We start from the raw sequence: 24,961 nt of genomic DNA on the forward strand, positions 1-24,961 counted from the left end.
ATGACTTTAGAAAACATTCAAGAAAGTGTAAACTTTATACACAAACAAGGAATTACAACTCCAGAAACAGGAATTGTTTTGGGAACAGGATTGGCTAAGTTGGTAGATGAAATTGATATACAAAGAGTCATTAACTACGAAGACATTCCACATTTTGTAAGTGCTACTTTAGAATCTCATGCTGGTAAACTAATTTTTGGAACTATAGAAAACCAACAAGTTGTGGTTATGAGTGGTCGTTTTCATGCTTACGAAGGTTATAATTTTAACGAAATAACTTACGGAGTTAGAGTGATGCAAGCCTTAGGAATAGAGCAATTATTAATTACCAATGCTGCTGGAGCTATAAACTTAGGTTTTAACAAAGGAGAGTTAATGTTAATAGAAGATCATATCAATTTACAAGGCGGTTCTCCTCTAGCCTTTAAAAATGCTAAAGATTTTGGAAACATTTTTGTAGACATGTCTGCTCCTTACAACAAAACTTTAAACAACAGAATAGCCCAAATAGCTGCAAACAATAATATCAATCTTCACAAAGGAGTTTATGCATCGGTAGTAGGTCCACAATTAGAAACTCGTGCAGAATATCGCTATTTAAAAATTATTGGTGCCGATGCTGTAGGAATGAGCACGGTTCCCGAAGTAATTGTAGCCAATCAATTAGAGTTACCTTGTATTGCTATTTCTGTATTGACAGATGAATGTGATCCGGAAAATTTAAATCCTATCAACATTCCAGAAATTTTTGAAATGGCTGCCAAAGCAGAACCTCAACTAACAATTCTTATCAAAGAGCTGTTAAAAACATTATAAAACATGAGTTATTTAGAAACTACCAAAAACGTATACAAAAAAGCTGCACTTACTCCAGACGTAGGTTTGTGTTGTACCACCAACCCTATATGGGAATTACCTGGATTAACCATCCCTAAAATTATGCAAGAAATGAACTACGGTTGTGGTTCTACGGTGCATGCTCGTGATTTGTCTAAAAATCCAAAAATACTATACGTAGGTGTAGGTGGCGGAATGGAATTGTTGCAGTTCGCTTATTTTTCTCGTCAAAAAGATGGAGTTATTGGCGTAGATGTTGTTGATGAAATGTTAGAAGCCTCTGCCAAAAATTTTATAGAAGCCGAAGAGAAAAACGATTGGTTTCAAAAAGAATTTGTCGACTTAAGAAAAGGAGATGCTCTAAACTTACCTGTTGATGATAACTCTATTGATGTAGCTGCTCAAAACTGTTTGTTCAATATTTTTAAAGAGGCTGATTTAAAGAAAGCTATTGCAGAAATGTACCGAGTGCTAAAACCTCATGGTCGCTTGGTTATGAGTGATCCTACTTGTGAACAACCTATGAACGAAACCTTACGTAACGATGAACGTTTACGTGCATTGTGCTTAAGTGGTAGTTTACCAATCGCAGATTATGTTAAAATGTTAACCGATGCTGGTTTTGGAACTATTGAAATTAGAGCTAGAAAACCTTATCGAATTTTAGACCCTAAAAATTATCCAACGGATGAATTAATTTACATAGAGTCTATAGAAGTAGCAGCTATTAAAGACCCTATGCCAGAAGATGGCCCATGCATATTTACAGGAAAAGCTGCTATTTATTATGGTGATGAAGATTTTTTTGATGATGGAAAAGGACATACCTTATTAAAAAATCAACCTTTAGCCATTTGCGATAAAACCGCACAAGCTTTAAAAGACTTAGGTAGAGATGATATTTATTTTTCTGAATCCACCTATCATTATGATGGTGGTGGATGCTGTTAAACTTAACTACTTATAGTCTTATTACATTTACACTGAAAAAGTGTTATAAAACAAAGAACCTCAACAATTTGTTGAGGTTCTTTATTTTTAAAAATACTGTCCCACACCAAAAACCAATCCTTTTTGTTTTCCGTTAATTACACTTCTTCCGTAATCTATTCTTATAACAGCGTTGTATATTTTTTTATGAATAAACCTAAGTCCAACTCCAGGATGAGTTCTTGCTCCATTGCTTTCTACAATCTCTTTAATTTCTCCGCCTGCCGATCTCCAATTCCCTGCATCTATAAATACATTGGTTTGTAAAGCAAACCATTCTCTATCTATAACTGTATGCCTGTACTCTGCATTTAGAACAACTACTGCTGTTCCCCTGTCTATAATATTTCCTACTCCTCTTATATTTATATTATTATCTAACGCAAAAGGTGCAAAAGGGTTGTCATCATTACTAGCAATTCCCAATCTTAATCTAGTCGCAAAATTCCCTCTTTCTTTAATTCTTTTGTAGTAAAAGAAATCATTCCATAAAATGTAAAAGCTTTTTTGATTGGTATCAACAGGCATTACATATTGTGTATTTAATAAACTTCTAAAACCATTAACATATTGATAATTATACACTAGTGTAGTGTAATCAAAACCTGCTTTTAATAAAAATTTATTCTCGTCTAAGCTTGTAGGTATTTCTGTAGATTGAAATCCATCAAAATAACGATATTTTTCTTTAAAGAAATTGAACCCTACATCTATCCTATGAAAAGAAGTTAATCTTTTAGTTAAAACAGTTTCTATTGAGGTATTGGTATATTCATAATTTGCACTACCTCCATCAAAATATAAAGGTTCTAAGCTAGTTAGACTTTGAACGGTTAAAGAAAGTCCTGTAGTTGCACTAAACAAAAACGGGTCTGTATAGTTTACCGAAAAAGAATGAAATCCGTTATTTCTGTAGAATGTACCTATTTGTTTATTTTCTCCTAAAAAATTAAATTCTTTGACTCCTAACTGATATGAAAATTGTTGATTATTGGCTGTCCAAAAATTAATAGTTGGAATAATCGTATTGGTTTCTTCTATTTTATAAGTCACCTCATAATTTCCATCACTATTAGTAGTAACTGTATAGCTAGAGGCATTACAAACAGGCAATCTACTTAACAAAGTGGCATCGTTATTTAAAGTTATAGAATCTAGTGTTTCTCCAACTTTTAAACTGGTTAGTTTTTTTAATACCGTTGTTTTTGTTTTTTTATTTCCTTGGTAACGAATGCTTTTTACAACTTGAGCATTTAGTTGAAATAGTATAAAACCGAAGAAAAAAATAGTTAGTTTCGTTTTCATTTAGTTTCGTTTATGCTTAAAACTACTATTAATTAGCAGATAAATAACGTAGTCCTAAACTAAAAGTCTGACCTAATCCTTGAAAATTATACCCTCTTACAAATTTTCCTACAGATGCTTCTAGATTTAATTTATCTGTAACTTGATATTTCCCTCCCAAACCAATAGAAGTATAATTTTGTTCAAAATCGTTTCCAAAACTAATTAAGAAAAATTGTTGTGCGTTTACAAAAACAGTAGACTTATTTGTTGGAAAATAACTTAAAAAAGCACTTATTGGCAAACCTAAACTATTGTTTGCAAATTGCTCATTTCCTCCTTCTTCTCCAAAATTAAAGCCTAAATCTACCTCTGTAAATATTTGCCATTGATTTCCTCCAAATGTTTTATCAAAAAAGAATTTTGTTTCCCAAAATGTACTATTCTTATCTAAATAACCTGCCTTATCTTTTTCAAAAATGGGTAAATAAAGTGAACTCGTAAAAGAAAAATTAGGAACCGATGCAATAGGCTGTACTCTAATAGAAGGTGCAAATGTGGTAAAACCAGAACGTGCTGTACCTGCTCCGTTTCCATTGTCTTTAAAATTAAAAACACTTAGCGTGTTAGCATCTCCATAAGTATTTGCTCTTGCTTGGGCAATAAACCCAACGTTAATTCTTGCATTTTTACTAACCCCATAGTAAAACTCTAAGGTACTTGTAAAAAAACTTTGCCTTGGAATATCTATTGCTTCAGAAGACTCTCCTAATGTTTGTCTGGTTTGTGTGTAAACACTATTAAACCATTTTACATCAAACTGCCCTTTTGCTAATAATTTTGATGGAGTAAATGTTTGAATATTTGACAAGGCTGTTGATGTCTTTTCTTTTGTTTTTACAGCAGAGTTTTGACTATTTAATTGCCAATTATAAGCATAATAGTCAAAAGAGGTATTTATTTTTTGAGTTCTATATTTATTGATAAACGTAGCAATGTTGGTTTTCGAGGTTCCAAAATCTTCTTTATACCAAGAAAAAATTTCAGAAATTGCTGTTTTTCCATTCGTATTTCTAATAAAATCCGAATTATTTAACGCTAGTTTTGTTTGTTTTTCCAATTGTCTCTCTAAACCTTCTGGAGTGTAAGCATAGTTTACAATAGGAGGACAACTTACTGCTCCGCAAACCAATACAAAGTGGAATCTAGGTTCCTTAAAATTGGCTCTTAACAATTTGTTTTCAATATCATTTAATGTTATTTTTTTTCCTCCTAAGTGTCTTTTGTTTCCATCAAAAAAACCTGGAATTTCCATAGGAGAATTAACAGGATAATTCTCTACAATTTGTTCTATCACCCCTAAGTTATATACATTAATCCAAAAAGCTTTGTATAGATTTTTGTTGTTCTCATCTACATAAATTTGATTAGATATTTCTATAATTTCTTTTAAATCAGAATCATCATCTGCTAATTTTTGATAAGCTACTTTACCTTTTTTTATATAGGTCTTAAAAAAAGCATCTGCTTTTTTAAAAAAAGTAGACGTGTTATTTTGTGCATTTGTAAATGCAGTTGTGGCTAATAATAGCATTATAAAAATCTTGTGTTTCATGAGTTGTAAGTTTAATTAACATTTAATTTGTTGTAGCATTTTTAAATAGCTTACATCTAAACCTCTTTATTTAAATACATTATAAATAAATAGTATTTTTTAAGAAGTTTAAAAAAGTTGCGACAGAATGCTTGTAAATTGAAACTAAATCAAATTTTAGGCACATGAAAAACATCGTTATTATTGGTAATGGAATTGCAGGAGTTACTGCTGCAAGACATATCAGAAAAAAATGTGATCATCGTATTACCATTATTTCTAAAGAAACAGATTACTTTTTTTCTAGAACTGCATTAATGTATGTTTTTATGGGACACATGAAATTTGAACATACCCAACCTTACGAAAATTGGTTTTGGAAAAAAAACCGAATCGATTTGATAAAAGCATACGTAAACAAAATAAATACAAACGCTAAAGAATTGATTTTAGACAATGGAGAAACTTTAAATTATGACGATTTAATTATTGCTACTGGATCTACACCTAATAAATTTGGTTGGCCAGGTCAAGATTTAAAAGCCGTTACCGGAATGTATTCTAAACAAGATTTAGATACCATTACCAAATATTACAAAGATTGTCACAGAGCCGTAATTGTAGGTGGTGGATTGATTGGTATTGAAATGGCAGAAATGTTAGTTTCTAAAAATATTCCCGTTACATTTTTGGTTCGAGAAAAAAGTTTTTGGAACGGAGTTTTACCTGCTCAAGAATCGGCAATGATTAACAAGCACATAAAGGAACACCATATAGATTTACGTTTAGAAACCAACTTGGTAGAAATTTTAAGTGATGAAAACGGTAGAGCCAAAGCCATTACTACAGACAAAGGAGAAACCATAGCATGTAACTTGGTTGGCTTAACTGCTGGTGTAAGACCTAACGTAAACTTTTTAAAAGAATCTGGAATTGAATTGGACAAAGGTGTTTTGGTTAACAGACATTTAGAAACCAACATTCCTAACATATATGCTATTGGTGACTGTGCACAGCAACACAAAGCCATTGGAGAACGTAGACCTATTGAGGCTGTTTGGTATACAGGTAGAATGATGGGAGAAACTGTAGCTAGAACCATTTGTGGTGTGCCTACAGAGTACAAACCAGGACATTGGTTTAACTCTGCAAAATTTTTAGACATAGAATACCAAACTTACGGCTGGATTTGGGCTCAACCTAAAGAAAACGAAGCTCGTTTTTATTGGGAACACAAAGATGGCAAAATGTGTATGCATTTTAATTATGATAAAACTTCTAGAAAATTTATTGGCCTAAATACATTTGGAATTAGATTAAGACACAAGGTTTTTGACCAATGGTTAACCGATGAGCGTAGTATTGAATATGTTTTGGAACATTTAAAGGATGCCAACTTTGATCCTGAATTCTACACACAATATGAAGAAGAAATCTTATCAAAATTCAACTCAGAAAACGGAACGCAACTAAAAGCTAAAAAGAAAAGCTGGAAGCGAATTTTTGCTTAGTTACGGGTTCTTGGTTCTTAATTCCTAGCTCACAACAGCAAGACTTCAGAACCATCAACCAACAACTAATAACCATCAACCAAAACGAAAATGAAAACAATTAAAAATATAGGATATATACTTACTTTCTTAGGTTTTACCTTTTTTGTAGGAAGTCTATTTACAGGAACCTATAAAGTTACTCCAAAAACCTACAACAATTGGATTGAAAATAAAGGCATAAAGAGCCAAATGTTTATAGAAAACACTAAAAAAGCCATTGTAAACAAAGAAATGAGTGCTTGGAAAATTTCCAACCTTATTCTTAATCATTTTAAAGAATCTAATACGTATCAAAAAAGTCAGCCTGAAATAGATTGGAACAAAGTTGTACATGTAAAATGGAGTAAAACCTCTAAAGAATACATCTATCCGCTGGTCAGAAATTCTGCTACCGGTTGGTTTGTAAACCATACCTCTCTTTGGTTTTTCTTAACTTTTGGTTTGGCTATTATTGGAGGATTGCTGGTGTTTATTCCCGACTACAAATTATTAGGACCTGCAGGAATTAAAAACAATGGAATTTTTCAGCACAGTGCTACCAATAGAGGAATTATTGGTTTTATAACCGCATTCTTTTTTATTGCATTTTATATATTTCTTTACTTTTTTCCCAACTACATTATCAACCCAATTTTAGCTGTTGATGGAATTAGCAAATCGTTAAACGGAAATCCTGCCAGCCAATGGTTTTTATACGGATTTATGTACTGTTCTGTAATGACTGTTTTTGCTGTTAGAATGTTTATCAAATACCGTCATAACAAATACCAAATAATTAGAACTGCTGTTGTTTTGTTCTTTCAAATTGCATTTGCTTTTTTAATTCCAGAAATTTTAGTGGCGTTTAACAAACCTTGGTTCGATTTTAAAAATGCATGGCCATTAAACTATACTTTTTTCTTTGATTGGAACATTAACGGATTGATTGAAAGTGGAAACTTAGGGATTTTTATGTTTGTTTGGGGAATTGCATTAACACTTGTTATTGTTCCGGTAATGGTCTATTTCTACGGTAAAAGATGGTATTGCTCTTGGGTTTGTGGTTGTGGTGGTTTGGCCGAAACGTTAGGAGATCCTTACAGACAACTATCAGACAAATCTTTATTTTCTTGGAAAATAGAGCGTTGGTTGGTTCATGGTGTTTTGGTATTTGCTATTTTAATGACAGGTTTGACCTTGTATGTATACTTTGCCGAAATTCCTAGTTGGAAAGAATTAGCCTTTGGAATTTCTGCTTACGATGTACAAAATTGGTATGGATTTTTTATAGGATCTATGTTTGCGGGTGTCATAGGAACAGGATTCTATCCTATTTTAGGGAACCGTGTTTGGTGTCGTTTTGGTTGTCCGTTAGCTGCGTATTTAGGATTGATACAACGTTTTAAATCTAAATTTAGAATTACCACCAATGGAGGACAATGTATTTCTTGTGGAAACTGTTCTACTTATTGTGAGCAAGGTATTGATGTACGTTCTTACGCACAAAAGGGGCAAAACATTGTACGTGCATCTTGTGTAGGTTGTGGTGTTTGTTCTGCGGTTTGTCCTCGTGGAGTTTTAAAGTTAGAAAATGGTGATGATACCGGAAGCTCTAGAACTAAAGTAAATGATATCCTTTTAGGTAATGATATTGATTTGTTAAGCATGACCCAAAAAAATGATTAAACCTTTTTTACAAATATTTTTATTACTTCCTTTTGTTGTATTGTCGCAGCAAAAGGAAGTTTTGCATCAAGAATATTTTAATAATGAAAAACTACAACACGAATGGTATACGTTAAACAACAAACCTGCAAAGTATTGGAAAACCTTTTATTTAGATTCGGTTCATTACTATCAAAGAAATTACAACAGTTTAGGCAAACTTACTTCTGAAGGATGGTATCAAAACAATTTAAAAAATGGTTATACCAAAGAATACTTTCACACTAATGGTGTAGCTAAAGGATATTATCAGAACAATTTAAAAGAGAATACTTGGAAATATTATACCCATCAACATCTAGATTCTGTAGGAAATTATCATTTAAACAAACCTTGTAAAAAATGGAAATATTATCAAAATAAGCAATTAGTTTTCGAGAAAAATTATATCAATAATAGTCAAAATTATACTGTAAAGAAATACCATATAAACGGAAATTTAAAAGCCGAAGGAACTATCATCAATCATCAAAAAAATGGATATTGGAAATACTATTCCAAAGATCAAATTTTGTTAAAATGTGGGAATTTTAATCAGAATTTAAAAGATGGATATTGGCATTTTTACACACAAAAAGGCCTCCCGTTAAAAGAAGGAAATTTTACCAAAAACAAACAAAATAAATGGTGGATTTTTTTTAATAAAAACGGAAGTTTGTCTCATAAATGTGAACTCAAAGAAAATCGCTTAAACGGTTATTGTTTGTATTACAAAAAAGATAAAATTGTAAAAGGCAGATATTTTAAAAATGGAGTTCAAACAAAAGAATGGACTTCTTGGAGTTCTTTTAAAAAAGATTATACAAAATTAAATGAATAAAACCGTAGTTATTATTCCTGCTTATAACGAGGAAAACTCTATTGCCAAAGTTATTAACGACATTCCTAAAAATATTGTTGATGAAGTTATTGTTGTGAATAACAATTCTACAGACAATACAGCCCTAGTAGCACAAAATGCAGGTGCCACAGTATTGTTAGAACTTAATATGGGATATGGTTATGCTTGTTTAAAGGGAATGGAATATATTGATAACAAGCAATTAAACCCCGATATTGTAGTGTTTTTAGATGGTGATTATTCAGACTATCCGGAACAAATAACAGAACTTATTTTACCCATAACTACACAAAATTATGATTTTGTAATTGGGTCCAGAAACAATTCTCAAAGAGCCAAAAATTCTATGACTCCCCAACAAGTGTTTGGAAATTGGCTGGCTACCTTTTTAATGAAACTTTTTTTTAATGCCAGTTATACAGATTTAGGTCCTTTTAGAGCTATTAAATACACTGCATTGTTGCAATTAGAAATGCAAGATAAAACATATGGCTGGACCATAGAAATGCAATTAAAAGCTTTAAAAAAGAAATTGGAATACACCGAAATCCCAGTAAAATATAGAGAAAGAATTGGAGTTTCTAAAGTGTCTGGTACCATAAAAGGGACTATCTTTGCAGGAATTAAAATCCTGAGCTGGATTTTTAAATATAGCTTAAAAAAATGATTCATAACGTGTTACTTTTACTCTCTAAATCAACCAATAATATTGTTTACATCACTAGTTGTGTACTGTTGGTTATTTATATTATTTCTTTGCTAATGGTGTTTTTTTATGCATTGGCTCAACTTAACTTATTATTCAATTATCTAAAAGCCAATCGTTCTAAAAAAAACGATAACAGCCCTAAGTTTGATTTAAACAATCCTGATGAAGTTCCTTACGTAACCATTCAACTACCTGTGTTTAATGAAAAATATGTAATGAAGCGTTTGCTAAAAAACATTGCTAAAATTGAGTATCCTAGAGAAAAATTAGAAATTCAAGTTTTGGATGATTCTACCGACGAAACCGTAGAAAAAACAAGAGAAAGAGTAGAAAAATTAGCTCACACAGGTTTAAACATTACACACATAACTAGAACTAACAGACAAGGTTTTAAAGCTGGAGCTTTAAAAGAAGGATTGGCCATTGCTAAAGGTGAATTTATTGCCATTTTTGATTCTGACTTTTTACCCAAAAGCGATTGGTTGCATCAAACCATTCCTTATTTTAAAAATAAAAAAATAGGAGTTGTTCAAACCCGTTGGGGACATATTAACCGTAATTTTTCTTTATTAACCAAAATACAAGCTTTTGCTTTAGATGCCCATTTTACACTAGAACAAATGGGACGAAATGCCAAAGGACATTTTATTAATTTTAATGGAACTGCTGGTATTTGGAGAAAAGAATGTATTTACGATGCTGGAAACTGGGAAGGAGATACTTTAACTGAAGATTTAGACTTAAGTTATAGAGCTCAATTAAAAGGATGGCAATTTAAATATTTGGTAGACGTAGAAACTCCAGCCGAATTACCTGTTGTAATTAGTGCTGCTAGATCACAACAATTTAGATGGAACAAAGGAGGGGCAGAAAACTTTCAAAAAATGTTCCGAAAAATTATAAACTCTAATTTGTCTTTTAAAACCAAAGCTCATTGTGTTTTACATTTGCTAAACAGTACCATGTTTTTAAACGTGTTTATTGTGGGTGTACTAAGCGTTCCAATGCTGTATATTAAAAATTATTTTGACAACTTTAAGGGTTACTTTATTGCCATGAGCTTTTTTGCCATTAGTACACTTATCTTTTTTATTTGTTACTGGTACATGTACAAAAACGTACAACAAAAAAGTGGACTTAAAGGATTTATTCAGTACACAAGAACCTTTTTTACTTTTTTTAGTGTAGCCATGGGCTTATCTTTAAACAATACAGGAGCGGTATTAGAAGGACACAGACGTAAAAGAAGTGAGTTTGTTAGAACTCCAAAATTCAATATTAAATCTTTAGACGGTTGGAAAAAAAACAAATACATCCGTAAAAAACCTTCTAAAAACGTAGTTTATGAAGGTATTTTATGTGTATACTTTTTGTTTGGTATTGTGAGCGCTTGGCTGGTAAGATATATTGGTACAAATAATAAAAACACCAATTATACTTTTAACAAAAACAATCTATTTGCAGCTAATGAATGGTATATGCCTTATGATTCTGGAATGCTTATCTTCCATATTATGCTGTTTTTAGGTTTCGGATTTATTTTTTACAAATCGGTTTTTAAAAAAGTATAATGTACTAAAAGACCGGTTTTATCGACATATAAAGTACAAATTTTACAAAATGAAACCATTTTTAACCACATTTAAAATGACTAACAAAATAGCTTTGTTGGTCATTTTACTTTCTACCGTAAGTTATTACTTGTTTGCCTATACTACCGTTAGAACAAATTTTTCTAAAGTCTTTAGCTATTATTCACTTCTTTTTATAGGCTTTGTTCTTTTGTATCAATACAGCAACCTAAGTAACAAACACTTAATTGTTATTGGTGTGGTATTTCGTTTTATTTTTTTGATAGCCATTCCCAATCTTTCCGATGATTTTTATCGCTTTTTATGGGATGGTAGAGCACTAGCAAATGGAATAAATCCTTATTTAATTCTACCTCAAAACACACCTACACTTATTTCCGAAGGCACTACTTTGTATAAAGGAATGGGAGTTATGAATGGGAGTCACTATACCTGTTACCCTCCTTTAAATCAATTTGCATTTGCAATTCCTGCATTGTTAGACGGAAAACATTTGTTAACTAGTACTCTAATTATGAGGATTACTTTGATTTTATCTGACTTAGTAACTTTGTATTTTGGAAGCAAACTTTTAACTCTTTTTAAATTAGAATCTAAAAAAATATTCTTGTATTTTCTAAATCCATTCATCATTATAGAACTAACAGGAAACTTACATTACGAGGGAATGATGATTGCTTTTTTGAGTGCTAGTTTGTATTATTTATTCCAACAAAAAAATCAAATCTCTGCTATTTTATTTGCAGGAGCTGTTTCTATAAAATTAATTCCGTTAATTTTTTTACCTGTGTTTTATAAAAAATTAGGGGTTAAAAAACTCTTTATCTATGGATGTATTGTAGGGTTGATAAACATACTACTGTTTCTTCCGTTTGCTAGTAAAGAATTATACAGCAACTTTATGTCTAGTATAGAATTGTATTTTCAGAATTTTGAATTCAACGCTAGTATATATTACATCATTAGAGCTATTGGACATAAAATAAAGGGATACAATATGATTCAAAGTGTAGGTAAGGTAACACCATTTGTAGTAATTGCTATTACAATGGCACTTGCATTTCTAAGAAAAAACGAGAAAAAAACCACACTTGTTACAAGTATGCTATTTACAATTTGTGCTTATTATTTCTTATCCAGTATTGTACATCCTTGGTATATAGCCATCCCTTTATTTTTAAGCATATTTACACGTTTTCGTTTTCCTCTTTTGTGGTCGTATACTATTATACTAAGTTACAGTGCGTATGTGAGTAATTCTTACCAAGAAAACTTATGGTTAGTCGGTTTGGAATATAGTCTTGTAATTACATTACTCCTTTTAGAAATTTTTACCTTTAAGTATTCTTCAAAACTTAAATTATGATTGTTGTAAGTGCTTGTTTGGCAAATATTCCTTGTAGATTTGATGGTAACGCAAAACCCAACTCCTACATTATTAGTTTGGTAGAACAAGGCAAAGCCATTCCTGTATGTCCAGAAGAATTAGGAGGCTTGCCTACACCTAGATTGCCTGCAGAAATACAAGGAAATAAAATTATAAATAAGAAAGGAGAAAATGTTACTAGTTTTTACAAACAAGGAGCTAAAAAAGCATTAAAAATAGCCTTGGACCATAAGTGTACCCAAGCTATTTTAAAATCAAAATCTCCTTCTTGCGGATGTGGAAAAATATATGATGGTAGTTTTACGGGTAAATTAGTTAAAGGAGACGGTGTCTTTTGTAGTTTATTAAAACAACATCAATTTAAAATAAGTACAGAACAAACATTAAAAAGCTAAATAGAAAATACTTGAGTATTTTTCGTTGAAAAAAAATTAGTTATTTATCTTTGGTAGATAATCAATAAAAAACAATTAAAATGGCATTTGAATTACCGAATTTACCGTATGCAACGGATGCATTAGAACCAAATATTGATGCTAAAACTATGGAAATCCACCATGGAAAGCACCATGCAGCTTATACTTCTAAATTAAACGCTGCAATTGAAGGAACTGACTTAGAAGGAAAATCTATTGAAGAAATTTTAGGAAACTTAGATATGTCTAATGGAGCAGTTCGTAATAATGGAGGTGGGTTCTACAACCACAACTTATTTTGGTCTGTAATGTCTCCTAATGGAGGTGGAGAGCCTACAGGAGAATTGGCAGATGCAATTAACAAAGCATTTGGATCTTTTGAAGAGTTTAAAAACGCGTTTTCTAACGCTGCTGCAACTCAATTTGGATCTGGGTGGGCATGGTTATGTGTTGCCAAAGGTGGTGAAGTAAACGTATGTTCTACTCCAAACCAAGACAACCCATTAATGCCAGGTGTAACTTGTGGGAACCAACCTATTTTAGGATTAGATGTTTGGGAACACGCTTATTACTTAAATTACCAAAATAGAAGACCAGATTATATCAATGCATTTTTTAATGTAATTAACTGGGAAGCTGTATCTGCAAACTACGCTGCTGCAAAATAATTTAATTTGTAGTTAAGTTTTCAATAATTTAAAATCCATTTTGATTTGTTCAAAATGGATTTTTTTTATGTATATATCTAATTTTCAGAAACTTTAATATTTCATTAATCTGTATTTTTTTTATCTATATTTGCGGGCTTTTATAAAATTATGATTGAATAATACAAACAACACAGAGAAATGGCTTTCCTGGATGGATGAGCTTTCTTGCAAAGACTATGTCGTAATAGATAATTTTTTAGACGATCAAACTTATACTGAGGTTAGATCTTTTTTCTTAGACAAACTAGATTTGTTTTCTCAAGCAGGAGTTGGTGCTTTAGATCAAAATAAAATTATAACAGAAATAAGAGGTGATCATACCTTTTGGCTTGATAGACCTAGAGACAAAGAACTGAACAATTTTTGGACTCTTATAGATCAGGTTATTTTACTTTTTAACAGATATTGTTTTTTAACATTATCTGGGTATGAATTTCATTTGGCTAATTATCCACCTGGTGGACATTATAAAAAACATTTGGATCAGTTTAACAATAGAAATAACAGAACCATTACTATTATTCTATATTTAAATGACAATTGGCAAAAAGGAGATGGTGGTGAATTGGAAATTTATACAGAACAAGAATCTTTTTTAGTAGAACCTATTGGCAAACGTTGTGTTATTTTTAAAAGTGATAAAGTACCACATAGCGTATTAAAATCTAATAAAAACCGTTATAGTTTAACAGGTTGGTTGTTAAAAAAACCATACAAACTAGGACAGTTTTTGGGTTAACTACTCTACAAAAACAAAAAAGCACCTCTTAGAGGTGCTTTTTATTTTATGAAGTAATCAGAAATTATCCGTTTACTTTAAAAGCTTTAGTTTGAGGAAAATAAGCTACCTCTCCTAATTCTTCTTCAATTCTTAATAATTGGTTGTATTTTGCCATACGGTCAGAACGAGAAGCAGAACCAGTTTTGATTTGACCTGTGTTTAAAGCTACAGCTAAATCAGCAATTGTAGTATCTTCAGTTTCTCCTGAACGGTGAGACATTACAGAAGTATATCCTGCATTATGAGCCATATTTACAGCTGCAATTGTTTCAGTTAAAGTACCAATTTGGTTTACTTTAATTAAAATAGAGTTTGCAATACCTTTTTCAATACCTGTAGATAAACGCTCTACGTTAGTTACAAATAAATCATCACCAACTAACTGAACTTTATCTCCAACTAATTCTGTTAAGTATTTCCATCCTTCCCAGTCGTTTTCATCCATACCATCTTCAATAGAAATAATTGGATATTTAGCAGATAATTCAGCTAAGTATTCCGCTTGTTCTTTAGAAGAACGAACAGCTCCACCTTCACCTTCAAATTTAGCGTAGTTGTAGTTTCCGTTTTCATAGAATTCAGCAGAAGCACAGTCTAAAGCTAACATTACTTCGTCACCAGGCTTGTATCCAGCTTTTTCAATAGCTTTTAATACTGTTTCAATAGCATCTTCTGTTCCATCAAAAGTTGGAGCAAAACCACCTTCATCACCTACTGCAGTAGATAAATCACGATCGTGTAAAATTTTCTTTAAGTTGTGGAAAATTTCAGTTCCCATTTTTAAAGCTTCTGTAAAATCAGCAGCTTTAACAGGCATAATCATAAATTCTTGGAAAGCGATAGGTGCATCTGAGTGAGAACCTCCGTTTACAATATTCATCATTGGTACTGGCAAAGTGTTTGCAGAAACACCACCTACGTAACGATATAATGGCATATCTAATTCGTTAGCAGCAGCTTTAGCAACTGCTAAAGAAACACCTAAAATAGCATTAGCTCCTAACTTAGCTTTGTTTGGTGTACCATCTAATTCAATCATCGCCTTATCAATAGCATTCTGCTCAAAAACAGAAAAACCTATTAATTCTTCAGCAATTGTAGTGTTAACGTTTTTAACTGCGTTTAAAACTCCTTTCCCCATAAAGTCAGAACCACCATCTCTTAATTCTACAGCTTCGTGCTCTCCTGTAGATGCTCCAGAAGGAACAATTGCTCTACCTAAAACACCGTTTTCAGTAACAACATCTACTTCTACAGTTGGGTTACCTCTTGAGTCAAAAATTTGTCTTGCGTGAATGTTAACTATAACGCTCATATATTTGGATTTTAATTATTATTATGTTTTGGTGTGCAATATACATAAGATTGCAAATGAAAAATAGAATAAAAAAAATAAGTTTCGAAAACCTATTCGTTAATTTATTCTAGTGTTTTTATATAAAAAAAGCAGTGTTTTCACACTGCTTTTTTTTAATTAAAGTTATTAGATACATCTCCAGATCCTGAAGAATAACTAATTTTTAATGCATTGATTGTTCGCAATTCATGTTTGATATCTGATATGGTACCAACATTTGTTTTAACATCTGCTTTGATTGATGTTACCATTGCTTTTTGTTCTTCAGCATCGTGTTTATCTCTTTCAGAGTAAATAAAGTTTGTGACATCATTTACTGTAGAAATTTTATCATTCAACTGAATTTTATCTCCTTTACCTTCAGATGCATTTTTAGCTTTTCCTACATAAATTGTACTTACTAAGCTTTTGTGCTCTAATTTTTTTACCTCTGTTGCACTAGGCAATTTTGGTGGTTTAATTAGTAACGTTGTTTCACGCATAGTTGTTGCAACCATGAAGAAAAACAATAGCATAAATACAATATCTGGTAATGCTGCAGTGTTTACTGCAGGCACATCTTTTTTCTTTTTTCCAAACTTTGACATCTGCTTATTATTTTATTGGTTCTGCATCTGATAATATCTCAGGATATGCTTTCTTTATTTTATCCAATGCAGCTTTAACATCTGCATTTTCTTTATCAGCCTTTTGGATGTTCAATAAGTCTGTATAAGAAAGTCCTTGATATTTACCTGTTATATACTTTTTTGCGTATCTGTTTCTCAACTCTGTATATGCAGCTAACAATTCATTTTGAACTGATATATACATACCATAAGAAGTAGTTTGAGCTGTCTGTACAGAAATAATTGCTTTTCCTGGATGGTCTGAAGATGATTCATCTTTTTTCCCTTCACAGTAATCACAAGTTTTTCCTTCGTATGTACCTCCTCCGTTATCAATAAAATCAATTGCTAACTGACGTACATCTTTAATTGTAACTTCCTCGTCATCAACCAATAATTTATCAAAACGGTTAATGTTTACTTCTAAAATATTCTTCTCCTTAACGGGTGGAGCTTCTGTATTTTCAGGTTGTAATTCTGGTAACTTTCTAAAAACACCTGAATCGGTATCCATAGTGGTTGTTACCAAGAAAAAGATAAGCAGCAAGAAAGCTATATCAGCCATAGAACCTGCATTGATTTCTGGTATATCTCTTTTTGCCATATCTGGTTAATTTATTTAATTGCTGTTTTAACGGCTCCTGCCCCTACAGCTCCAATTGCAATTACTCCTAAGTATACACTATAGTTAATAATTGTACTGATTAATTTTGAAGTTGCTCCAGCTTCTCCACCTTCTAAAACCTGTCCTTGTACATCTAAAACAGCAGCATCTGATGCTGTTACATATGCAACTGCGTAAACAGCTCCTAAAATGGCTACGTTGATAGCAATTTTCTTTAAATCTTCTGGGTTCTTAAATATATTAACAATTGCAAATACAACAGTAATTCCTAAAGCAACATATAGCAACCATGCTGAAAATTCTACGATAGGGCTTACGCTGTCATATATATCGTCACCTTCAGCCATTAGAACACCAGCATATAAACCAGCACCAACAACTGCAATAACAAATATTACAACGGTTAATATTTTTGATATTTTACTACTCATAATGAATATTATTTTTTGTATTTAACTAATAAGTCAATCAAAGAAATAGAAGCATCTTCCATTTTGTTTACGATACTATCTACTTTTGCAATGATAATATTGTAGAAAACTTGTAAGATAATTGCTACAACCAATCCAAATACTGTAGTTAATAAGGCTACTTTAATACCTCCTGCTACTACCGCTGGGTTAATATCTCCAGCAACTTGAATTGCATCAAAGGCATCAATCATACCAATTACAGTTCCCATAAATCCTAACATCGGTGCTAAGGCAATAAATAAAGATAACCAAGAAATGTTTTTCTCTAATAATCCCATTTGTACACCTCCGTAACCAACAACAGCTTTTTCAGCAGCATCAATTCCTTCAGTAGATCTATCTAAACCTTGGTAAAAAATAGAAGCAATAGGTCCTTTTGTATTTCTACAAATATCTTTTGCAGCTTCTACTCCTCCTGATGCTAACGCTTCATCTACTTTAGCAACTAATTTCTTAGTGTTTGTAGTAGCTAAGTTTAAATAAATAATTCTTTCGATTGCGATAGCCAATCCTAAAATTAAAGCAACTAATACAATTCCCATGAATCCTGCACCTCCTTCAATAAAACGTTGTTTTAAAATTTGGTGAAAAGTTGCCTCTTCTTCTGGAGTTGCTTCCACTGGAGCAGATGCTTCTTCAACTGGCTCCTCTTTTGCAACATTCTCAGTTGCTGCTACACTTGTAGAATCTACAGTAGCTCCTTCTTCTTGTGCAAACGCATTAGAAGTTCCTAAAAACATTAATCCTGCAACAGCTAGGATACTAAAAACTTTTTTCATTTCTATTTAATTAATACTATTAATGATAATTGATAAACGATGAGCAAGTAACAAAAAAATGTTTACTTTAAAAAATATTATATTGTTAAATCTTCTTAACATTTTTAGGTCTCTCCTCTCAACGATTCTTCAAAAAATCTTTGATATTGTTGAATATTTAATTTTTTATCATGTAAATATAACATTTTAGCAACTGTAGATTCAAGTGTCATAGTTCCTGCGCTTATAAAACCAAGTTCATTAGCCTGATTGCTAGAAGCATACCTACCCACAGACACTCCTCCTTTAAGACATTGTGAGACCAAAACTATTTTTAAACCTTTCTGTATATTATCTTTAAAAAGTCTTTTTAATGAGGTACTAAATTCTGGCATATTACCCGATCCAAACACTTCTAGAACCATTCCTTTTAAAGAATTTGTTTGTAATAATGTCCTTAAAACTTCTTCATTTCCATAAGGTGTTAATCTAATTACAGCAATATTTACTTCTGATATTAAGTTTATTTTAAATTCTTTTTGTGATGAAATAGGCCTTATAATTTCGTTTTTTTGTGAATAATAAGCTTCTAAACCTTTGGAATCTATTTTTGTTGTACATACAGCTCGGTGCCATTTTTGATGGAAATAAATTCCCACTTCAGAAGGAAACTTGTTTTGAATGAAACCTTTTATACTCTCTCTTAGATGTTCAACACTATCAGAGTTTTTATTTAACAACGGAAACTGACCTCCTGTAAAAATTATAGGCTTTTTTAAACCTTCTATACAAAAACTTAACAATGAACTAATATAAGCCATCGTATCTGTTCCCATTAAAATTAAAAAGTAGTCGTAATTATGGTATTCTTTACCTAGTAAACTCATTAATTCTTTAAAATATACAAAGCCAAAATCCGAAGAGTCTATGGCTTTGGACAATGATTGGATTTCCACATATTTTTTTAATTTTTCTTTACATAAAAAATCTTCAATAGGTTTTACTCCTCCAGGGATTAATGACTTTGTTGTTTTATCCATAGTCATTCCAATTGTTCCTCCGGTGTAGATTAACAGTATACTCATAATTATAAAAATAACAATAAATAAAAAAGAGAGCTAAATTAGCTCTCTTTTTTATTTATTGTTGTTATACAACTTAAACTGGTTTTTCTATTACAAAATCTTCCATAAATTTTGTTGTATAGTTTCCTGATACATAATCTGGATGATCCATTAATTGTCTATGGAAAGGAATCGTTGTTTTAATTCCTTCAATAATAAACTCATCTAATGCTCGTTTCATTTTACTAATTGCTTCTTCTCTTGTTTGAGCTGTTGTAATCAACTTAGCAATCATAGAATCGTAATTAGGTGGTATAGTATAACCTGCATATACGTGTGTATCTAGACGAACTCCGTGACCACCTGGTGCATGGAAAGATACTATTTTACCTGGTGCTGGTCTAAATCCGTTAAAAGGATCTTCTGCGTTAATTCTACATTCTATAGAATGCAGTTTAGGCAAATAGTTTTTACCAGAAATAGGCACTCCCGCTGCTACAGATATTTGTTCACGAATTAAATCATAATCTACAACTTCTTCTGTAATTGGGTGTTCTACCTGAATACGAGTATTCATTTCCATAAAGTAGAAGTTTCTGTGCTTATCTACCAAAAATTCTACCGTACCTGCTCCTTCATATTTAATATACTCTGCAGCTTTTACAGCAGCTTCTCCCATTCTTGTTCTTAACTCATCAGTCATAAACGGAGAAGGTGTTTCTTCTGTTAATTTTTGATGACGTCTTTGTACAGAACAATCTCTTTCAGACAAGTGACAAGCTTTACCATAAGCATCACCTACTACTTGTATTTCAATATGACGTGGTTCTTCAATTAATTTTTCCATGTACATATCATCGTTCCCAAAAGCAGCTTTAGATTCTTGACGAGCAGAGTCCCAAGCATCTTTTAAATCTTCTGCTTTCCATACAGCACGCATTCCTTTACCTCCACCTCCTGCAGAAGCTTTAAGCATTACTGGGTATCCTGTTTCTTCAGCCAACTTTTCACATTCAGCAAAATCAGGAATTACTCCTTCACTACCCGGCACACATGGTACTCCTGCTGCAATCATGGTAGACTTTGCATTGGCTTTGTCTCCCATTTGATTGATCATCTCTGCAGTTGCTCCAATGAACTTAATTTCGTGATCTTCACATAGTTTAGAAAACTTAGCGTTTTCTGATAAAAATCCATATCCTGGGTGTATTGCATCTGCGTTTGTAATTTCTGCAGCAGCAATAATATTAGACATCTTTAAGTAAGATTCTGAACTTGGAGCTGGACCAATACAAACAGCTTCATCTGCAAAACGCACATGTAAACTATCCTGATCTGCAGTTGAATAAACTGCTACAGTTTTAATTCCCATTTCTTTACATGTTCTAATCACACGTAAAGCAATTTCACCTCGATTGGCAATTAATATTTTTTTAAACATTGTATTTCTTTTAGAAAATTAGTACTTAAATCTTATGCTCCTTTCTTAAGATGGATCTACTAAGAATAACGGTTGTCCAAATTCTACTGGAGTACTATCTTCTACTAAAATTTTCACTATTTTTCCTGAAACTTCTGATTCAATTTCGTTAAATAACTTCATTGCTTCAATTACACAAACAACTGAATCTGGTTGTACAGTATCACCTACTTCTACAAACAATGGTTTGTCTGGAGATGGTTTTCTGTAAAATGTTCCAATCATTGGAGAAGTAACAGTTACATATTTTGAATCTTCGTCTGCAGATGTTGTTGAAGCTGGGGCTGTTTCAACTGCAGTTGCTGTAGCTACAGGTGCCTGTGCTACTGGTGCTGCCATTGGTAATGGAGCTGCTTGTTGTAAAATTGTAGTTTCAGTTTTACCCTCACCTGTTTTAATGGTGATTTTAACATCTTCCATTTCTAATTTTACTTCGTTTGCTCCTGATTTTGCAACGAATTTTATTAAATTCTGAATGTCCTTTAATTCCATAATAGTTATATTAAGTAAGTGTTCTTTAAAGTTATATTTTTTGCTTATGAGTTATAAGCCCATTTTAAATAAGTAGCTCCCCAAGTAAAACCTCCTCCAAAAGCAGCAAACACAATATTGTCTCCTTTTTTTAGTTGTTTTTCATAGTCTGCTAGTAACAAAGGTAAAGTTCCTGATGTTGTATTTCCATAATATTGAATATTCATCATTACTTTCTCCTTATCTAATTCTATTCTATTTGCTGTAGCTTCAATAATTCTTGTATTGGCTTGGTGAGCTGCCAACCAGTCTACATCTTCTTTAGATAAATTATTTCTTTCTAAAATTTTAACCGCTGCATCGGCCATATTAGATACTGCATATTTAAATACAGTTCTTCCTTCTTGTCTAATGTAATGTTGTTTATTGTCTACGGTTTCATGAGTTGCGGGATTCAAAGAACCTCCTGCTTCCATCTTTAGAAATTCTCGACCAACACCATCACTTCTTAAATACTCGTCTTGCAATCCTAAACCTTCTTCATTAGGTTCAAACAAAGCAGCTCCTGCTCCATCTCCAAAGATAATACAAGTTGCTCTATCTTCGTAATCAATAATAGAAGACATTTTATCAGCCCCTATAATTAATACTTTTTTATATCTTCCTGATTCTATATAAGCTGCTGCCGTAGACATTGCGTATAAAAAACTAGAACAAGCAGCTTGCAAATCATAACCAAATGCATTTATAGCTCCTATTTGTGTGGCTACGTATACTGCTGTTGATGCTACATTCATATCTGGTGTAGCAGTTCCAACCAATACCAAGTCTATTTCTTCAGGGTTTAATCCTTTTTTTTGAATTAAATCTTCGGCAGCTTTAATAGCTAAGTAAGATGTTGGTTTGTCTTTATCTTTAAGAATTCTACGTTCTTTAATACCTGTTCTTGTTGTGATCCACTCATCATTTGTTTCCACAATAGACTCTAACTCCTTGTTAGTTAACACGTAATCCGGAACATATTTTCCAACAGCTGTAATAGCAGCATTTATTTTTGCCATAAATTGATTGTTAAGAAATCTTTAAACAATATTGAACGCCAAAGTAATAAAATTTATTCCTAAAAGTTAAGCAAAAAAGCTCCTTTTTTTAATCAATTTCACTAATTTGAACAAAGAAACCCTCATAAAATGAGGGTTTTAATTCAGTATATAACTTAAAAGTAAATTATGCTTCAGCTTCAGTAGCATCAATTACAACTTGTCCTCTGTAGTATAATTTTCCTTCGTTCCAGTGTGCTCTATGGTATAAGTGTGCTTCTCCAGTAGTTGGATCTACAGCAACTTGAGGAGCTACAGCTTTGTAATGAGTTCTTCTTTTATCTCTTCTTGTTTTTGAGATTTTTCTCTTTGGATGTGCCATTGCTATAAATTTTTATTTTTATCTAATAATTGTTTTAATTGATCCCAACGTGGATCTACCTGTTCTTTTTTACTTTCTTTCTTTTGAAACTGCTTTTCTAAATCTTCTACAGTTTTTATGTTTTCTCTTGACACTCCTGGTTTTACCCTTTTTTGAGGTACAGACAATATAATTAATTCGTAAATATATTGTTGTATCTCTATTTGATATGCTTGATGAGGAATGATTAACAATTCTTCGTTGTCGTTGTTAAACTCTTCTCCGAATTTTACAATCAAAGAAAAGTTTCCTTCCACTTCTAAATCAAAGTTTTCACCAGTAACATCGCAAGGTACATAAACACTACCTTTTGCTACAAAATCCAACTCTAGTAAAGTTTCCTTTTTTGTTAATTCTACACCAACATTAAAGTTTACTTTTTCAAACTCATCATACTCAAAAGCATCAAAGAACTTTTTATCAATTTGATAATCAAACTGGTGCTTACCTTCTTTTAAACCCACAAACGGGATCTTAAATTCTTTTAGGTCTTTCATACAAAAACATCAATTTGAGCGTGCAAAGATATAAAAACATTTTATTGATTCAAAAAGTAATCTATTAATTTATTACTTTTTAATTTTTAATGGGTTAGCTGTCAACTCTTGGAATTCAAATCTTTTTTTAGCAATTGAAATCCCTTGATTTAAAGCTTGTTTAAATGATGAGTTGTTTGCGACTCCTTTTCCTGCCAAATCAAAAGCGGTTCCATGGTCTGGAGAAACTCTAATTTTTTCTAAACCTGCTGTAAAATTAACTCCTTTTCCAAAAGACACTGCTTTAAAACCAACCAATCCTTGATCGTGATACATAGAAACAACGGCATCAAAATTTAAATACGATTGATTTCCAAAAAAACCATCTGCTGCATAAGGACCATATACCAACTGTCCTTTTTCTTGATATTCTTCTAATATAGGTTTGATTAGTTCATCATCTTCTTTACCTATCACTCCATGATCTCCACAATGCGGATTGAGCCCCAATACAGCTATTTTTGGCTTGCTTATTCCAAAGTCTTTTACCAAAGCATTGTACATAATGTCTATTTTCTTACATATTAGACTTTTGTTTAATGTTTCGGCTATTTGCGCTACAGGAATATGTCCTGTTACCAATCCCATTTTTACATCATTAGACATCAAAATCATTAAGCTATCTCCAGCTATTTTGGATTCTAAATATTCTGTATGTCCTGGAAAACTAAATTTATCTGATTGAATATTATCTTTGCTAATTGGTGCTGTTAACAATACATCTATCTCATTATTATTAAGGGCTTCTGTTGCTGCCTCCAAAGACTCAAATGCTTTTTGTCCCGATACTTCTGTAGGAGTTCCTGGTTGTATTTGCACCACATCTGACCAAACATTTACCACATTTAATTTTCCTTCTTCTATTTTGGTAACATCTTTTATACCGTGGGTTGGATAATTATACTTTAACTCCTTTTTATAGAAAGCAATAGATTTGTCTGAAGCAAAAACAACTGGAGTACACAACTCATACATTCTTTTATCTTCAAACGTTTTTAGAATCAATTCAATTCCTATTCCATTTAAATCTCCCACAGAGATTCCAACTCTTATTGTACGATTATCAGTCATTATATTATTACTTTTGGGCTACGAAATTAGTCATTTAAAACCACATAGATAATGTTTACAGGAATAATTGAAACAACGGGAATTGTTAAAAAACTACAACCACAAGACTCCAATTTGCACATTACCATATCATCTTCCATTACTAACGAATTAAAGATTGACCAAAGTGTTGCTCACAATGGTGTGTGTTTAACTGTTGTTGCTATTGACAAAGATGAATACACCGTTACCGCTATTAAAGAAACACTTGATAAAACCAACTTAACCACCTTAGAAATTGACGAGGAAGTAAATCTTGAAAGAGCTATGAAATTGGGAGACAGACTAGATGGACATATTGTACAAGGACATGTAGATCAGGTTGCTACCTGCACCAATATTGAAAACAAAAACGGAAGTTGGTTTTTTACCTTTGAATATGATAAGTCCTTAGGAAATTTAACTATAGAAAAAGGATCTATTACAATTGATGGAACCAGCTTGACTGTTGTAAATTCTAAAGAACATAGCTTTAGTGTAGCTATTATTCCTTACACTTATGAACTCACTAGATTTAAGCACTACAAAATTAACACAATTGTAAATCTTGAATTTGATGTGGTAGGAAAATATGTGAAGAAAATTTCTAAATACAGTGTATAAAAACACTTACTAAAAAA

General features: G+C 32.0%; 26 protein-coding genes. 12 read left to right on the plus strand and 14 right to left on the minus strand.

Translation table 11 applies throughout. The features are described 5' to 3' along the window. Together ACY2IJ_RS06870 and arsM are read left to right on the plus strand one after the other, a co-directional pair. Positions 1 to 816, plus strand: coding sequence for a purine-nucleoside phosphorylase (locus ACY2IJ_RS06870; protein WP_476726410.1), 816 nt, complete (start codon positions 1 to 3; stop codon positions 814 to 816). Between the two features lie 3 nt (positions 817 to 819). Beyond that, complete coding sequence (gene arsM / locus ACY2IJ_RS06875; RefSeq protein WP_476726411.1) at positions 820 to 1,788, plus strand: arsenosugar biosynthesis arsenite methyltransferase ArsM; 969 nt, start codon at positions 820 to 822, stop codon at positions 1,786 to 1,788. 87 nt (positions 1,789 to 1,875) lie between these two features. On the opposite strand, the gene ACY2IJ_RS06880 is transcribed toward arsM, so the two are convergent. Further along, positions 1,876 to 3,132 (minus strand): POTRA domain-containing protein, encoded by a 1,257-nt coding sequence (locus ACY2IJ_RS06880; RefSeq protein WP_476726412.1) that lies wholly within the window; start codon positions 3,130 to 3,132, stop codon positions 1,876 to 1,878. Between the two features lie 28 nt (positions 3,133 to 3,160). Beyond that, complete coding sequence (locus tag ACY2IJ_RS06885; protein ID WP_476726413.1) at positions 3,161 to 4,726, minus strand: DUF547 domain-containing protein; 1,566 nt, start codon at positions 4,724 to 4,726, stop codon at positions 3,161 to 3,163. Positions 4,727 to 4,890: 164 nt separating this feature from the next. Between ACY2IJ_RS06885 and ACY2IJ_RS06890 the strand changes: the two genes are divergently transcribed. The 9 genes from ACY2IJ_RS06890 (at position 4,891) to ACY2IJ_RS06930 (ending at position 14,356) form a co-directional block, all read left to right on the plus strand. After that, positions 4,891 to 6,216 (plus strand): NAD(P)/FAD-dependent oxidoreductase, encoded by a 1,326-nt coding sequence (locus ACY2IJ_RS06890; RefSeq protein ID WP_476726414.1) that lies wholly within the window; start codon positions 4,891 to 4,893, stop codon positions 6,214 to 6,216. 90 nt (positions 6,217 to 6,306) lie between these two features. Beyond that, positions 6,307 to 7,923, plus strand: a complete 1,617-nt coding sequence (locus ACY2IJ_RS06895; RefSeq protein ID WP_476726415.1) for a 4Fe-4S binding protein — start codon at positions 6,307 to 6,309, stop codon at positions 7,921 to 7,923. Then, positions 7,916 to 8,782, plus strand: coding sequence for a toxin-antitoxin system YwqK family antitoxin (locus ACY2IJ_RS06900; protein ID WP_476726416.1), 867 nt, complete (start codon positions 7,916 to 7,918; stop codon positions 8,780 to 8,782). Before ACY2IJ_RS06895 ends, ACY2IJ_RS06900 begins: the two co-directional genes overlap by 8 nt. After that, on the plus strand, positions 8,775 to 9,470 hold the full coding sequence (locus ACY2IJ_RS06905) for a glycosyltransferase family 2 protein (protein ID WP_476726417.1): 696 nt from the start codon (positions 8,775 to 8,777) through the stop codon (positions 9,468 to 9,470). Before ACY2IJ_RS06900 ends, ACY2IJ_RS06905 begins: the two co-directional genes overlap by 8 nt. Further along, entirely contained in the window at positions 9,467 to 11,083 is a 1,617-nt protein-coding gene (locus tag ACY2IJ_RS06910) for a cellulose synthase family protein (protein ID WP_476726418.1), read from the plus strand. Before ACY2IJ_RS06905 ends, ACY2IJ_RS06910 begins: the two co-directional genes overlap by 4 nt. A gap of 49 nt (positions 11,084 to 11,132) precedes the next feature. Then, positions 11,133 to 12,470, plus strand: coding sequence for an MptA/MptB family glycosyltransferase (locus ACY2IJ_RS06915; protein ID WP_476726419.1), 1,338 nt, complete (start codon positions 11,133 to 11,135; stop codon positions 12,468 to 12,470). Beyond that, positions 12,467 to 12,886 (plus strand): 2-thiouracil desulfurase family protein, encoded by a 420-nt coding sequence (locus tag ACY2IJ_RS06920; protein ID WP_476726420.1) that lies wholly within the window; start codon positions 12,467 to 12,469, stop codon positions 12,884 to 12,886. The genes ACY2IJ_RS06915 and ACY2IJ_RS06920 overlap by 4 nt, the downstream gene beginning before the upstream one ends. A gap of 80 nt (positions 12,887 to 12,966) precedes the next feature. After that, positions 12,967 to 13,575: a superoxide dismutase gene (locus tag ACY2IJ_RS06925; RefSeq protein WP_476726421.1), complete on the plus strand. Its 609-nt coding sequence runs from the start codon at positions 12,967 to 12,969 to the stop codon at positions 13,573 to 13,575. Between the two features lie 154 nt (positions 13,576 to 13,729). Further along, positions 13,730 to 14,356, plus strand: a complete 627-nt coding sequence (locus tag ACY2IJ_RS06930; protein WP_476726422.1) for a 2OG-Fe(II) oxygenase — start codon at positions 13,730 to 13,732, stop codon at positions 14,354 to 14,356. A 64-nt stretch (positions 14,357 to 14,420) separates the two neighbouring features. Here the strand turns inward: ACY2IJ_RS06930 and eno are convergent, their stop codons facing one another. From eno to pdxA, 12 genes are all read right to left on the minus strand, one after another. Continuing rightward, positions 14,421 to 15,713, minus strand: a complete 1,293-nt coding sequence (gene eno / locus ACY2IJ_RS06935; protein ID WP_476726423.1) for a phosphopyruvate hydratase — start codon at positions 15,711 to 15,713, stop codon at positions 14,421 to 14,423. 155 nt (positions 15,714 to 15,868) lie between these two features. Then, positions 15,869 to 16,342 carry an ExbD/TolR family protein gene (locus ACY2IJ_RS06940; protein ID WP_476726424.1) on the minus strand — a complete coding sequence of 158 codons (474 nt, stop codon included), beginning with the start codon at positions 16,340 to 16,342 and terminating at the stop codon, positions 15,869 to 15,871. Between the two features lie 7 nt (positions 16,343 to 16,349). Continuing rightward, entirely contained in the window at positions 16,350 to 16,967 is a 618-nt protein-coding gene (locus ACY2IJ_RS06945) for an ExbD/TolR family protein (protein ID WP_476726425.1), read from the minus strand. Between the two features lie 11 nt (positions 16,968 to 16,978). Continuing rightward, positions 16,979 to 17,419 carry a hypothetical protein gene (locus ACY2IJ_RS06950; protein ID WP_476726426.1) on the minus strand — a complete coding sequence of 147 codons (441 nt, stop codon included), beginning with the start codon at positions 17,417 to 17,419 and terminating at the stop codon, positions 16,979 to 16,981. A gap of 8 nt (positions 17,420 to 17,427) precedes the next feature. Next, positions 17,428 to 18,240 (minus strand): MotA/TolQ/ExbB proton channel family protein, encoded by an 813-nt coding sequence (locus tag ACY2IJ_RS06955; RefSeq protein ID WP_476726427.1) that lies wholly within the window; start codon positions 18,238 to 18,240, stop codon positions 17,428 to 17,430. Positions 18,241 to 18,344: 104 nt separating this feature from the next. Further along, positions 18,345 to 19,304 (minus strand): asparaginase domain-containing protein, encoded by a 960-nt coding sequence (locus tag ACY2IJ_RS06960; RefSeq protein WP_476726428.1) that lies wholly within the window; start codon positions 19,302 to 19,304, stop codon positions 18,345 to 18,347. Between the two features lie 73 nt (positions 19,305 to 19,377). Then, positions 19,378 to 20,724 (minus strand): acetyl-CoA carboxylase biotin carboxylase subunit, encoded by a 1,347-nt coding sequence (accC, locus tag ACY2IJ_RS06965; protein ID WP_476726429.1) that lies wholly within the window; start codon positions 20,722 to 20,724, stop codon positions 19,378 to 19,380. 45 nt (positions 20,725 to 20,769) lie between these two features. Beyond that, entirely contained in the window at positions 20,770 to 21,255 is a 486-nt protein-coding gene (gene accB, locus ACY2IJ_RS06970) for an acetyl-CoA carboxylase biotin carboxyl carrier protein (RefSeq protein WP_476726430.1), read from the minus strand. A gap of 44 nt (positions 21,256 to 21,299) precedes the next feature. After that, positions 21,300 to 22,295, minus strand: coding sequence for a beta-ketoacyl-ACP synthase III (locus ACY2IJ_RS06975; protein ID WP_476726431.1), 996 nt, complete (start codon positions 22,293 to 22,295; stop codon positions 21,300 to 21,302). A gap of 166 nt (positions 22,296 to 22,461) precedes the next feature. Next, entirely contained in the window at positions 22,462 to 22,656 is a 195-nt protein-coding gene (gene rpmF / locus ACY2IJ_RS06980; RefSeq protein WP_010135057.1) for a 50S ribosomal protein L32, read from the minus strand. A gap of 2 nt (positions 22,657 to 22,658) precedes the next feature. Then, a complete protein-coding gene (locus ACY2IJ_RS06985) occupies positions 22,659 to 23,192 on the minus strand; it encodes a YceD family protein (protein WP_476726432.1) in 534 nt (177 codons plus the stop codon). Between the two features lie 72 nt (positions 23,193 to 23,264). Next, positions 23,265 to 24,302, minus strand: coding sequence for a 4-hydroxythreonine-4-phosphate dehydrogenase PdxA (pdxA, locus tag ACY2IJ_RS06990; protein ID WP_476726433.1), 1,038 nt, complete (start codon positions 24,300 to 24,302; stop codon positions 23,265 to 23,267). Positions 24,303 to 24,353: 51 nt separating this feature from the next. Between pdxA and ACY2IJ_RS06995 the strand changes: the two genes are divergently transcribed. Further along, positions 24,354 to 24,944 carry a riboflavin synthase gene (locus tag ACY2IJ_RS06995; protein ID WP_476726434.1) on the plus strand — a complete coding sequence of 197 codons (591 nt, stop codon included), beginning with the start codon at positions 24,354 to 24,356 and terminating at the stop codon, positions 24,942 to 24,944. Positions 24,945 to 24,961 lie beyond the last annotated feature (17 nt).

The sequence above is a fragment of the Wenyingzhuangia gracilariae genome (genome assembly GCF_056387575.1).